The organism is Pseudonocardia asaccharolytica DSM 44247 = NBRC 16224 (assembly GCF_000423625.1).
GTDB classification, from domain to species: domain Bacteria; phylum Actinomycetota; class Actinomycetes; order Mycobacteriales; family Pseudonocardiaceae; genus Pseudonocardia; species Pseudonocardia asaccharolytica.
This window is the reverse complement of the sequence record NZ_AUII01000040.1, coordinates 17,917-29,938: the sequence shown is the minus strand read 5'-3', so window position 1 is coordinate 29,938 and position 12,022 is coordinate 17,917. Positions and strand designations below refer to the sequence as shown.

The 12,022-nt window shown below is 72.6% G+C and carries 10 protein-coding genes and 1 pseudogene; 2 read left to right on the top strand and 9 right to left on the bottom strand.

From position 1 onward, the window contains the following. The first annotated feature begins 120 nt into the window (after window positions 1-120). Entirely contained in the window at window positions 121-1,026 is a 906-nt protein-coding gene (locus tag G567_RS0123185) for an IS5 family transposase (RefSeq protein ID WP_028930735.1), read from the top strand. Here the strand turns inward: G567_RS0123185 and G567_RS30890 are convergent. The 7 genes and pseudogenes from G567_RS30890 to G567_RS0123155 all read right to left on the bottom strand — a co-directional run bounded on the left by G567_RS30890 (window position 1,023) and on the right by G567_RS0123155 (window position 8,874). Next, a complete protein-coding gene (locus tag G567_RS30890; protein ID WP_051233464.1) occupies window positions 1,023-2,309 on the bottom strand; it encodes an HNH endonuclease signature motif containing protein in 1,287 nt (428 codons plus the stop codon). The genes G567_RS0123185 and G567_RS30890 overlap by 4 nt on opposite strands. 385 nt (window positions 2,310-2,694) lie before the next feature. Continuing rightward, window positions 2,695-2,937, bottom strand: a complete 243-nt coding sequence (locus tag G567_RS36455) for a hypothetical protein (protein ID WP_245585766.1) — start codon at window positions 2,935-2,937, stop codon at window positions 2,695-2,697. 30 nt (window positions 2,938-2,967) lie between these two features. Next, window positions 2,968-3,751, bottom strand: a pseudogene (locus tag G567_RS36450) (molybdopterin-binding protein); the annotation flags it as partial. A 2-nt stretch (window positions 3,752-3,753) separates the two neighbouring features. After that, window positions 3,754-3,984: a formate dehydrogenase subunit delta gene (locus G567_RS0123170; protein ID WP_028931825.1), complete on the bottom strand. Its 231-nt coding sequence runs from the start codon at window positions 3,982-3,984 to the stop codon at window positions 3,754-3,756. Between the two features lie 2 nt (window positions 3,985-3,986). Further along, the gene (gene fdhF, locus G567_RS0123165) at window positions 3,987-6,812 is read right to left on the bottom strand and encodes a formate dehydrogenase subunit alpha (protein WP_028931824.1); all 2,826 of its coding nucleotides are present in this window, start codon (window positions 6,810-6,812) and stop codon (window positions 3,987-3,989) included. Beyond that, a complete protein-coding gene (locus G567_RS30880; RefSeq protein WP_051233462.1) occupies window positions 6,809-8,395 on the bottom strand; it encodes a formate dehydrogenase beta subunit in 1,587 nt (528 codons plus the stop codon). The genes fdhF and G567_RS30880 overlap by 4 nt, the downstream gene beginning before the upstream one ends. Next, entirely contained in the window at window positions 8,392-8,874 is a 483-nt protein-coding gene (locus tag G567_RS0123155; RefSeq protein ID WP_028931823.1) for a formate dehydrogenase subunit gamma, read from the bottom strand. Before G567_RS0123155 ends, G567_RS30880 begins: the two co-directional genes overlap by 4 nt. Before the next feature lie 264 nt (window positions 8,875-9,138). Between G567_RS0123155 and fdhD the strand changes: the two genes are divergently transcribed. Beyond that, window positions 9,139-9,969, top strand: a complete 831-nt coding sequence (gene fdhD, locus G567_RS0123150) for a formate dehydrogenase accessory sulfurtransferase FdhD (RefSeq protein ID WP_028931822.1) — start codon at window positions 9,139-9,141, stop codon at window positions 9,967-9,969. Here the strand turns inward: fdhD and pabB are convergent. Together pabB and folD are read right to left on the bottom strand one after the other, a co-directional pair. Beyond that, window positions 9,953-11,158 (bottom strand): aminodeoxychorismate synthase component I, encoded by a 1,206-nt coding sequence (pabB, locus tag G567_RS30875; protein ID WP_211224040.1) that lies wholly within the window; start codon window positions 11,156-11,158, stop codon window positions 9,953-9,955. The genes fdhD and pabB overlap by 17 nt on opposite strands. Continuing rightward, complete coding sequence (folD, locus tag G567_RS0123140) at window positions 11,142-12,005, bottom strand: bifunctional methylenetetrahydrofolate dehydrogenase/methenyltetrahydrofolate cyclohydrolase FolD (protein ID WP_028931821.1); 864 nt, start codon at window positions 12,003-12,005, stop codon at window positions 11,142-11,144. The genes pabB and folD overlap by 17 nt, the downstream gene beginning before the upstream one ends. Window positions 12,006-12,022 lie beyond the last annotated feature (17 nt).

The following is a 12,022-nucleotide window of genomic DNA, read 5'->3' as shown; positions in this document are numbered from 1 at the left end:
CTAGCGCCTGTTTAAAAAGTGGATCTTCGTCCGTCGCCTGTGCGTGTCGGTCAGCGGAGATGAGTGAGGTCTCCGGTAGATGGATCAACGACCAAGAAGACCATCACCACCGGAGACCTCGTGGGCACCGTACTCGCGGGGGCCCGTCATGACCTCACCGACGCGCAGTGGCAGCTGCTCGAGCCGCTGCTACCTGCGGTGAGTGGGCGTGGACGGCCCCGAACCGGGACCTGGCGGCAGTTGATCGACGGGATCCGGTGGCGGGTCCGGTCCGGTACACCGTGGCGGGACGTGCCCGAACGGTACGGGTCCTGGCAGTCGATCTACGGCCTGTTTCGACGCTGGCAGCGCGACGGCACCTGGGCGGCGATCCTGGCTGGTCTGCAGCAGCTCGGAGACGCGGCGGGCCTGATCTGCTGGGACGTCTCGGTGGATTCCACCCTCGTGCGGGCGCATCAGCACGCCGCCGGCGCCCGCCGGGATCCGGCCAGCCAGGTCGAGCCGCCCGGCGCCGAGCCGGTCGACCACGCGTTGGGCCGGTCTCGGGGCGGGTGGACCACCACGCTGCATCTGGCCTGTGAGCAGGGGCGTAAGCCGCTGTCGATGGTGATCACCGCCGGGCATCGGGGAGACAGCCCGCAGTTTGTGCGGGTCCTGGAACGCATCCGGGTGCGGCGGCCGGGGCGGGGTCGGCCCCGGACCCGCCCGGACCGGGTCCTGGCCGACAAGGCGTACTCATCCCGGGCCAACCGGGCCTACCTGCGCCGCCGCGGAATCCGGGCGACCATCCCGACCAAGCGCGATCAGCAGGCCCACCGGCGCAAGCGCGGATCACGCGGCGGGCGGTCGCCACGGTTCGACCCCGACATCTACCGGCAGCGTCACGCCGTCGAAGCCAGCATCAACCTGCACAAACAGAACCGGGCAGTCGCCACCCGCTACGAAAAGCTGGCCCTGCGCTACGAAGCCACCACCCACATCGCAGGGATCAACATCTGGCTCCGCCGATTAGTAAACACGCGCTAGATGATCAGGTGGGGGAATGGTCTTCGGCGGGGCGTCTGGTCCGGGTCGATCCAGCGGGGCGGAATGAACTCCGGCAGCCCCTCGCACAGGCGCACCACCCAGCCGGAGGAATGCATCATCCGATGGTGGACCCGGCAGAGCATCACCAGGTTGTCGCGTGTGGTTTCGCCGCCGCGTTCCCACGGCCGAATGTGATGCACCTGGCACCACGACGGGGTACGTCCGCACCCGGGAAACGCGCAGCCCAGATCCCGGGCCGCGATGGCGCGGCGCAGCCCGTCGGGAATCGTGCGGGTCAGCCGCCCGACGTCCAGCGGTTGCCCGGCGCCGTTCATGACGATGGGGATGACCGCGGCGTCGCAGGCCAGCATGCGCAGTTCGGGCGGGGTGAGCGTCCCGCCGAAGTCCAGCACCGCCGACCGGGCCCGGGTCTCCAGGTCCTCCAGCCGCACCAGAACGTTCAGGTGCGGGCGGTGTCCGCCGCCCTCGGGCACGCAGCCGGCGTGGTCGAGCACATACCCGCACACCTCGGCCAGGGCCTCGGCCTGCCGCTGCGCGGTCGGGCGGTCGTCGTCACCGGTGAGCGGCGCGGCCTTCGCGTCGAGCACCGTCGCGATCGCGTCGAACAGCGCCGCGTCGTCGAAGCGGCCCTTCAGCGTGCCGCCGGGGGCGCCCCGGTGCCGGGTCAAGGTCAGCTCGTTGACCGGGGCCGGGGGCTCGTCGTCGGGTTCGGGCCCGTCGGCATCGAGCATCTCGATCAGCCGGGTGCCGTAGGCGTGCAGCTCGCTGGGGGTGTGGATCGTGGCCTTGTCGGCCAGCTCGGCCTCCGCGCCGGCCCACACCGGCGGGCTCAGCCGTCCGGCCGCCGGGGTCGCGAGGATCTTGGCGATGGTCTCGACGTGGCGCAGCGTCGCTCGCCCCTCGGCGAAGACCGCGGCGGTGGCCGGCAGCCGCGCGGGCAGCGCGGCACCGTCGAGCCCGATCCGGGGGCACACCTGCTCGGCGGCGAGCACCCGGCGACGGGCCTCGGACCGCTCCCACCCCAGCAGATCCCCGAGGGCCGCGGCGGTGGATGTGTAGCCCCTTTCGGCGAACACGCCCCGCCGCAACAGCGTGGCCACCGTGGCGACGACCAGCCGGTCCAGCCGCCGGGCCAGCCCCTCGCACAGGGTCAGCAGCGCGACCAGCGCGTCGTCGGCGGCACCGGGGCCGGCGGTGGCGTCCAGCGCGTCCAGCGCCTCGGTGGCGAGGCGGTGCACGGCGGGGAGCGGGCTGTCGGACACGACCCCAGTCTACTCGAACTGATGTTCGAGTATGGGTCGTTCGTCGCAGGTCAAAGGCACTCCGGCGCCGCCGAACGACCGCTCAACAATGCGCCGAGCGGCATCCGTCAGGCGGGGTCCGGCCTCAGCTCGGCGCCGTCGCGGCCCCAGCGCCACATCGAAGTCAGTGACGAGGCTCGATAGCCGCCGGCTCGTCGGTCGCAGCCGCTCCGCCTGCCGGTCCATCATCGGTGGCGCAGGCATCGGCATGCGCACGGTGCGATCCCACCGCGATGAAGGGCGATCGCGACGAAGGGCGGTGCACCCAGGTGCGCATTGCAAATGTTCGGCAGAAGGGTGTCGGCGGGAGGGAGTCGAGGGCAAGGGGCTCGCACCGCACCGGGCATCAGGCCGGCAACGGCTGAGCCCCTAGGGCCAGCGGCAGCAGCCGCACCGGGTCCCCGCGGGAGGGCTCGGCGCCCGGGGCGACGACGGCGAACGCGTCGGCCACCGCGGCGCCCCGCAGCATCGCCGACCCGGCGTGGCCCACGGCGTGCGCGACGCCGTCGCGGACCGACACCGGGACCAGCCGGGTGCAGTCGGGATGGGCCGTCAGGCCCGGCGCCCGCGCCTGCCCCAGCCGCGGCATCGGCTCGCCGCGCAGGCTGGCCAGCGCAGGGACGGCGAGGGTGAGGAACGCGACGAGCGCGGCGAGCGGGTTGCCCGGCAGCCCGATGACCAGACCGCCCCCGGGCAGCCGGGCGAGCGCCTGCGGATGCCCCGGCCTGCAGGCCACGCCGTCGACGACGAGCTCGGCGCCCAGCGCGGACAGCGCCGCGCGCAGATGGTCGGCGGGCCCGGCCGCCGACGACCCGGAGACCAGCACCACCTCCGCCTCGGCGGTGCGCAGGGCGTGGACGAGCAGCTGCCGCGAGTCCCGCAGGCGCACGACGCCGGTGCAGCGTCCGCCGGCCGCGGCGATCAGCCCGGGCAGCTCGTCGCAGCCCAGCGCCGCGGCCAGCCCCAGCACGGCGGGTGCGACCGCGGCGCCCGCGGGCACGACCGGCTCGCCGGGGCGGCATTCCTCCCCGGCCCGGCGGATGTGCCTGCCCGCGGTCACCGTCCCGGTCAGCCGGTCCCCGGCCAGCGTGGCGTCCTCGTCGCGCAGCACCGCCGTCGTCCGCTCCGGCAGCGCGGCCCCGGTCACCACGGCACACGCCTGCCCGTCCGCAAGCGGCGCCGACGAGGGTCCACGGCGCGGGGCCGCAGACCGCGTACCCGTCCATCGCCGAATGATCCACCTGAGGCATCGCGACCGCCGCGACCAGCGGCGTCGCCAGGACCGCTTCGAGGGCGTCGCCGAGACCGACCGGCCGCGGCGCAACCGCGGGGGCCGCCGCACGGGCCCGCTCCCGAGCCGCGTCCCAGGAGACCGGCGACGACCTCGGCACAGACTCCGGCATGATCAGTCCGGCATGCGCAGAAGTCCAGCCGCTGCGACCGCAACCGGGTCCAGCTCGTCGGCACCGTCGTCGACGTGTTTGATCAGCGCCCGGCGCATCCGTGGCTCCCAGAACAGCCGCAGATGCCCGGCCACCTCGGAGGCGGCCTCCTCGGCCGGCCGATGGCGGAACTGCGCGACGATGTCGTTCACCCGCCGGACGTGCGGTGGGACGCTCTGCGATGTCGTCTCCACGATCAGCTCCCCGCGACCGAGATCGGCTGGCGCGCCTCGTCGGCCGCCGAATGGCCGGGCGTCATCGACAGCGACACCTGCACGGCCGTGACCTTGTACTCGGGGCAGCCGGTGGCCCAGTCGGTGTTCTCGGTGGTGACGACGTTAGCCCCGGTGACGGGATGGTGGAACGTGGTGTAGCAGACCCCGACCGGCATCCGGTCGGAGACCAGCGCCCGCAGGGTCGTGCTGCCCACCCGGCTGGTGAGGCTGACCATGTCGCCGTCGCGGATGCCGCGCACCTCGGCGTCGTGCGGGTGCAGTTCCAGCAGGTCCTCGGGATGCCAGGCGACGTTGGCGGTGCGCCGGGTCTGGGCGCCCACGTTGTACTGGGTGAGGATCCGGCCGGTGGTCAGCACGAGCGGGAAGCGCCGGGTGGTCCGCTCGCTGGTCGGGACGTAGGGGGTCTCGATGAACCGGCCCTTGCCCCGCACGAACCCGTCGGCGTGCATGATCGGGGTACCGTTCGGGGCGGCCTCGGTACACGGCCACTGCACGCTGCCGACCTCGTCGAGGTGGGTAAAGGAGACCCCGGCGAACGTCGGCGTGGTGAGCGCGATCTCGTCCATGATCCGCGCGGCGTCGTCGTAGCGCATGGGGTATCCCATGGCCTGCGCGAGCTCGCAGACGATCTCCCATTCCTGCTTGCCGGTCGGGGACGGTCGCACCGGGCGCACCCGGTTGATCCGGCGCTCGGCGTTGGTGAACGTGCCGTCCTTCTCCAGGAAGGAGGTGCCGGGCAGGAAGACGTGGGCGAACTCGGCGGTCTCGTTGCAGAACAGGTCCTGCACCACGACCAGGTCCATTGCCGCCAGCGCCGCGTGCACGTGCTGGATGTTCGGGTCGGACTGGGCGATGTCCTCGCCCTGCACGAACAGCGCGCGGAACGAACCCTCGATCGCGGCGTCGAACATGTTGGGCAGCCGCAACCCCGGCTCGTCGAGCAGCTCGGTGGCCCACAGCTTCTCGTAGACCTCGCGCACGCGATCGTCGGAGACGTGCCGGTAGCCGGGCAGCTCGTGCGGGAACGAACCCATGTCGCAGGAGCCCTGCACGTTGTTCTGGCCGCGCAAGGGGTTGACCCCGACGCCCTCGCGGCCGATGTTGCCGGTGGCCATCGCGAGGTTCGCCATGCCGATGACCATGGTCGAGCCCTGGCTGTGCTCGGTGACGCCGAGCCCGTAGTAGATCGCGGCGTTGCCCCCGGTCGCATAGAGCCGGGCCGCGGCGCGCAGCTCCTCGGCGGGCACCCCGGTGATCTCCTCAACGGCTTCCGGGCTGTGCTCGGGCCGGGCTATGAAGGCCTCCCACTCGGCAAGCCCCTCGCAGCGCTGCTCGACGAACTCCCGGTCGACCAGTCCCTCGGTGACCACCACGTGCGCCATCGCGTTGACCACCGCGACGTTGGTGCCCGGCGCCAGGGCCAGATGGTGGGCGGCCTCGATGTGCGGCGAACGCACGAGGTCGATCCGTCGCGGGTCGACGACGATGAGCTCGGCTCCCTCCCGCAGCCGCCGCTTCATCCGGGACGCGAACACCGGGTGGCCGTCGGTGGGGTTCGCGCCGATCACCATGATCACGTCGGCCTTCTCGATGGACCCGAAGTCCTGGGTTCCGGCCGAGGTGCCGAAGGTCTGCTTGAGCCCGTAGCCGGTCGGCGAGTGGCAGACCCGGGCGCAGGTGTCCACGTTGTTGTTGCCGAACGCGGCCCGCACCATCTTCTGGACGACGTAGACCTCCTCGTTGGTGCAGCGGGAGGACGTGATCGCCCCGATCGAGCCGGTGCCGTGCTCGGTCTGGATCTCGGTCAGCCTGCGCGCGGTGAACCCGATCGCCTCGTCCCAGGACACCTCCCGCCATGGGTCGGCGATCGAATCGCGCACCATCGGGGTGAGCACCCGGTCGGGGTGGGTCGCATAGCCGAACGCGAACCGGCCCTTCACACAGGAATGCCCCTCGTTCGCGCCGCCGTCCGCGTAGGGCACCATCCGCACCAGCTCGTCACCGCGCAGCTCGGCCTTGAACGAACAGCCGACCCCGCAGTAGGCGCACGTGGTCAGCACAGTGCGGGTGGGCATGCCCAGCTCGATGACGGTCTTCTCCTGCAGCGCCGCGGTCGGGCAGGCCTGCACGCAGGCGCCGCAGGACACGCAGTCGGACTCCATGAACGGGACGCCCGCGCCCGCGGCGACCTTCGAGTCGAAGCCGCGGCCGTCGATGGTCAGCGCGAGCGTCCCCTGCACCTCGTCGCAGGCCCGCACGCAGCGCGAGCAGACGATGCACTTGGCAGGGTCGAAGGCGAAGTACGGGTTGGACAGGTCGATCGGCGCGTCCATGTGATTGGCGCCGGCGTCGACGCCGGCGCCGTAGCGCACCTCGCGCAGCCCGGTCACGCCCGCCATGTCCTGCAGCTCGCAGTCGCCGTTGGCCGAGCAGGTCAGGCAGTCCAGCGGGTGGTCGGAGATGTAGAGCTCCATGACGCCGCGGCGCAACGTGGCCACCCGCTCGGTCTGGGTGCGCACGACCATCCCCGGCGCGACCGGGGTGGTGCACGAGGCGGGGGTGCCGCGCGCCCCGTCGATCTCCACCAGGCACAGCCGGCAGGACCCGAACGCCTCCAGGCTGTCGGTGGCGCACAGCTTGGGGATGTCGATCCCGGCGTGCTTGGCCGCCCGCAGCACCGACGTCCCCGGCGGCACCGCGAGGGTCAGGCCGTCGATCGTCACCTCGACGGTTGCCTCGCCGGCCCGCGCCGGGGTACCGAAGTCGGGTTCCCTGAGCAGGCTCATCCGGCCGCCTCCACTCCGAAGTCCTTCGCGAAATGCCGCAGCGCACTGCGCACCGGCATCGGTGTGAGCCCGCCCATCGCGCAGAGCGAGCCGTCGGTCATGAGTTCGCACAGATCCTCGAGCAGCTCGAAGTTGGCGGCGCGGTCCTCGCCGCGGCGGATCCGGTCGATGGTCTCCACGCCGCGGACCGCGCCGACCCGGCACGGTGTGCATTTCCCGCAGGACTCCTCGGCGCAGAATTCCATCGCGAACCGCGCCATCGCGGTCATGTCCGCGGTGTCGTCGAAGACGACGACCCCGCCGTGCCCGAGCATCGCCCCGGCCTCGGCGAAGGCCTCGTAGTCCATCGGCAGGTCGAACCGGTCCGCCGGAAGGTAGGCGCCCAGCGGGCCGCCGACCTGCACCGCCTTCACCGGACGTCCCGACGCCGTGCCGTCGCCGAACGACTCCACGAGCTCGCCGAGGGTGATCCCGAAGGCCGTCTCGACGATGCCGCCCCGGCGCACATTGCCGCCGAGCTGGAACACGCTCGTGCCGCGGGAGCGCCCGGTGCCCAGCGCGGCGTACGCCGCGGCCCCGCCGGTGAGGATCGTGGGCACCGAGGCCAGCGACAGCACGTTGTTGACGACGGTCGGCTTGCCGAACAGCCCCGCGAGCGCCGGGATCGGCGGCTTGGGTCGGACCGTCCCCCGCTTGCCCTCCAGGCTCTCCAGCATCGAGGTCTCCTCGCCGCAGATGTAGGCGCCCGCCCCGACCCGCACGTGCAGCTCGAACGTCAGCTCGGAGCCGAGGATCCGCTCACCCAGCCAGCGCCGCTCGCGGGCGGTCTCGATCGCGGCGGTCATCGTCGCGACCGCGTCGGGATACTCCGAGCGAATGTAGATGTAGCCCTCGGTGGCGCCCACCGCGTGCGCGGCGATCGTCATGCCCTCGATCAGGATGAACGGGTCGCCCTCCATGAGCATCCGGTCGGCGAACGTCCCGGAGTCACCCTCGTCGGCGTTGCAGCACACGAACTTCTGGTCGGCCTGCGCGCCGAGCACGGTGCGCCACTTGACGCCGGTGGGAAAGCCCGCCCCGCCCCGGCCGCGCAAGCCGGACTCCACGACCTGTTCGACGACGTCGGCCGGGCTCAGCTCCAGCGCGGCCCGCAGCCCCGCGGTGCCGCCGTGGGCGAGGTGGTCGTCGGCCGAGCGGGGGTCGACGATCCCGACCCTGGCGAAGGTGAGCCGCTGCTGGCGGCGCATCCACGGCAGCTCCTCGACGAGACCGACGCCGAGCTCGTGCGCCGCGCCGTCGAGCAGGCCGGCCGCGACGAGCCCGTCGACGTCCTCGGGTGCGACCGGGCCGTAGCCGACCCGGCCCGCGGACGTCTCCACCTCGATCAGCGGCTCCAGCCACAGCATCCCGCGCGACCCGGTGCGCACCACCTGCACCGGCCTGCCGGCCGCGGCCGCCACCGCGGCAAGCCGTTCGGCCATCAGGTCGGCACCGACCGATCGGGCCGCCGAATCGCCGGGGACGTACACCTGGACCGGCGCACGCTCGCGCTGTGCCGACGATCCGCTCGCACGCTCGCTCATCGCGCCGCCTCCGCGAGGATCGCGTCCAACCGCGCCGGGTTCACCCGTCCGTGCAGTCGCTCGCCGACCTGCACCGTGGGGCCGAGTGCACAGTTGCCGAGGCAGAAGACCTGATCGAGGGTCACGGCGCCGTCAGCGGTGGTCTCCCCGAAGCCGACGCCCAGCCCGGCGCTGGCATGCTCGGCGAGTGCCTCGGCACCGACCGCCTGGCAGGCCTCGGCCCGGCAGATCCGCAGATGGACCCGGCCGGGACTCGTATTGCGAAAGTCGCTGTAGAAGGTGACCACCCCGTGCACCTCGGCCACCGAAAGGTTCAGAACATCGGCGAGCACCGGGAGATCCGCTTGGTCAATATGGCCGAACTCGGCCTGAACCGCGTGCAGGATGGGCAGTAGCGCACCACGCTGATCACGGAGGCCGCTCGCGACGGCGCGCACGCGCTCGGCGCGAGCGGCCCGTTCGCCAGCCTCGACAGTCATGGCCGTAACTGTGCCGATCCGGACACTGCCCGGTCAAAGCAGAATTCATTATCCCCCCATTAACGGCGCTTATCACCGGGCTCTTCCCCAATTGTGGGGGATGCGGAGTATCGTGGGTTGTCCTTGCGAGGGCGCGGCCCGCGTATTTGGTGTATCGACGGTCGCGGCGTGGACAGGATTGAGCGGCCACTCGAACGGACACTCCCACAGCGGAGCCGGGTAACCGGCACCGTCCGCATCACGACGCGACAGAGGAGCGAAGCGATGGGTCGCTTGACCAGCCGCCGGCCGGTGCTGCGCCTCGGCCCGGAGGGAGAGCGTCGCAGGCTCGACAGCCTCGCCGCCGAGGAACCTCTGGAGATCAGGGTCGGCGGGCGGCCGCTGTCGGTCACCATGCGGACACCGGGCCACGACGTCGAGCTGGCGCACGGCTTCCTGCTCACCGAGGGGGTCCTCGGCGCGGCCCGGGACGTCGCCGTCGCCCGATACTGCGACTCGGTGGACACCGAAGGGCGTAACACCTACAACGTTCTCGACGTGGCCCTCGCCCCGGGGGTCGAACCACCCGACGCCTCGCTGGAGCGCAGCTTCTACACGACCTCCTCGTGCGGGGTGTGCGGGAAGGCCTCGCTGGACGCCGTCCGGCTCAAGACCCGGTTCTCCCCCGCCGCCGATCCGCTCGAGGTGGCCTGCTCGACCCTGGCCGGCCTGCCCACCGCGTTGCGCACCGCCCAGCGGGTGTTCGACAGCACCGGCGGGCTGCATGCCGCGGGACTGTTCACCGGCACAGGCGAGCTGCTCGTCGCCCGCGAGGACGTCGGCAGGCACAACGCCGTGGACAAGGTGCTGGGCTGGGCGCTGCTGAACGACCGCGTGCCGGCCGGGCGGACCGTGCTCCTGGTGTCCGGGCGGGCGTCGTTCGAGCTGACCCAGAAGGCGGTGATGGCCGGGGTGCCGGTGCTGGCCGCCGTGTCCGCGCCGTCGTCGCTGGCCGTGGAACTGGCCGAGGAGTCCGGGGTGACACTGGTCGGGTTCCTCCGCGCCGGCACCATGAACGTCTACACCCACGCCGAGCGGATCAACCGGGCCGGCTGATCAGCTCGACGTCTCCGGTACAGCCGTCGAGGATCGCCGCCTTGGCGAGCAGTTCGGCGTGTTCGGCGGCGGGGTCGGAGCTCCAGGTGATACCACCGCCGGTCCCGTAGACGGCGGCGCCGCCGGCGGCCCGGTCGGCGACGACGGTCCGGATGGCCACGCTGAACCGGGCCCGTATCGGCGCGTCCGGCGGGCCGACCACCCCGACCGCTCCACAGTAGACTCCACGGGGCTCGGGCTCCAGCTCGTCGATCAGCTGCATCGTGCGCCGCTTGGGGGCGCCGGTGATCGACCCGCAGGGGAACAGCGCCCGCAGGACGTCGATCAGGCCGACCTCGGGCCGCAACCGCGCGGTGACGTCGGAGGTCAGCTGGAGCACCGTCGGGTATCGCTCCAGCCGGCACAGCGCGGGCACCGAGACGCTGCCGGTCTCGGCGACGCGGGCGGCGTCGTTGCGCATCAGGTCCACGATCATGACGTTCTCGGCCCGCTCCTTCGGGCTCGTCCGGAGCGCCTCGCCGAGGGCGTGGTCCTGCGCGGGCGAGCGTCCGCGGCGGGCGGTGCCCTTCATCGGCCGCATCAGCAGCCGGTCCCCGGCGATCTCGAAGAACAGCTCGGGGCTGGCGCTGGCGATCACCCATCGGCCCAGGTCGAGATAGGCATTATGCGATCCGCCCTGGGCCGGCGCCAGATCCGCGTACAGGCCGGTGAGGTCGCCCTCGACCCGGGAGTGCAGGCGGACGGTCAGGTTGCACTGGTAGGTCTCACCCGCGGCGATCTTCGCCCGGACCGCGCCGACCGCCCGGGCGTGCTGCTGCGGGGTCCACGCGGGGCGCCACGGTTGTGCGCGGTAACGGCCCGCGGCGCCCTGCGCGATGGGCGGCACCGATACCGGTGCGGCGCCCAGGCCGAACCAGGCCAGCGGCAGTCCCTCGGGCGCGGGCCGGCTCGGCAGCGCCGGGTCGAGCGCGCCCGCCGCCTCGTAGGCGAGGTAGCCGAACGCCCACGACCCCGCGGCGGTGGCCCGCTCCACCTCGGCGAGCACGTCGAGGATCTCGGCGGGCCGCTCGGCGACCAGCACCCGCGACGGCCGTGCGAAGCGCAGCCCGCCGCCCGCGCGCAGGTCGTCGAACCGGGCCCATGGCCCAGTGCCGACGATCTGCGCCGGCGAACTACGGCTGGTCGGCACCGTGCCGGGCGCGGGCTGCGGCCAGCGTGTTGACCAGCAGCATCGCGATCGTCATCGGCCCGACCCCGCCGGGGACCGGGGTGATCAGGCCCGCGACCTCCGCCGCCTTGTCGTAGTCGACGTCGCCGCGCAGGCCGCGCTCGCCGCGATGGATACCCACGTCGATGACGGTCGCGCCCGGGCGGACGGCGTCGCCGTCGATGATGCCCGGGACACCGGCCGCGACCACGAGCACGTCGGCGCTCCGGCAGATCCCGGCGAGGTCTCTGGTCCGCGAATGGCAGACGGTCACGGTCGCGTTGCGCTCCAGCAGTAGCTGCGCCATCGGCTTGCCCACCAGCACCGACCGCCCGACGACGACGGCCTGCGCGCCCTCCAGCGCCACCGCGTACTCGTCGAGCAGCCGGATGACCCCCGACGGGGTGCACGGGCGCAGGCCGGGACGGCCCTGGGCGAGCAGCCCGGCGTTGGCGATGGTCAGGCCGTCGACGTCCTTGGCGGGCGGGATGCGGGCGAGGATGGCCTCGGCGTCCAGCTGCGCCGGGGCGGGCAGCTGCACCAGGATCCCGGAGACCTCGTCGGCGGCGGCGAGCTCGTCGATCAGGTCGGTGACCTGCGCCTGGCTCGCCTCGGCGGGCAGCTGCCGGTGCAGATCGCGCATCCCGGCCGCGACGCAGGCCCGGCGCTTGTTGCGCACGTAGACCTCCGAAGCGGGGTCGGCGCCGATGAGCACGGTCGCCAGCCCCGGCGTCATCCCGGTGGTCTCCGCCATGGCGGCCACCCCGGCGGCGACTTCGTCGCGTACCCGGCGGGCCAACGACGTCCCGTCTATCACTTTTGCAGTCATCGCCGACCCCTGGAAAA

Coding starts and splice junctions, on each gene's coding strand:
- G567_RS36455 (WP_245585766.1), bottom strand. CDS start 2,937: ATGCCGCGGCTGGGGCAGGCGCGGGCGCCGGGCCTGACGGCCCATCCC.
- fdhF (WP_028931824.1), bottom strand. CDS start 6,812: ATGAGCCTGCTCAGGGAACCCGACTTCGGTACCCCGGCGCGGGCCGGC.
- G567_RS30880 (WP_051233462.1), bottom strand. CDS start 8,395: ATGAGCGAGCGTGCGAGCGGATCGTCGGCACAGCGCGAGCGTGCGCCG.
- G567_RS0123155 (WP_028931823.1), bottom strand. CDS start 8,874: ATGACTGTCGAGGCTGGCGAACGGGCCGCTCGCGCCGAGCGCGTGCGC.
- fdhD (WP_028931822.1), top strand. CDS start 9,139: ATGGGTCGCTTGACCAGCCGCCGGCCGGTGCTGCGCCTCGGCCCGGAG.
- folD (WP_028931821.1), bottom strand. CDS start 12,005: ATGACTGCAAAAGTGATAGACGGGACGTCGTTGGCCCGCCGGGTACGC.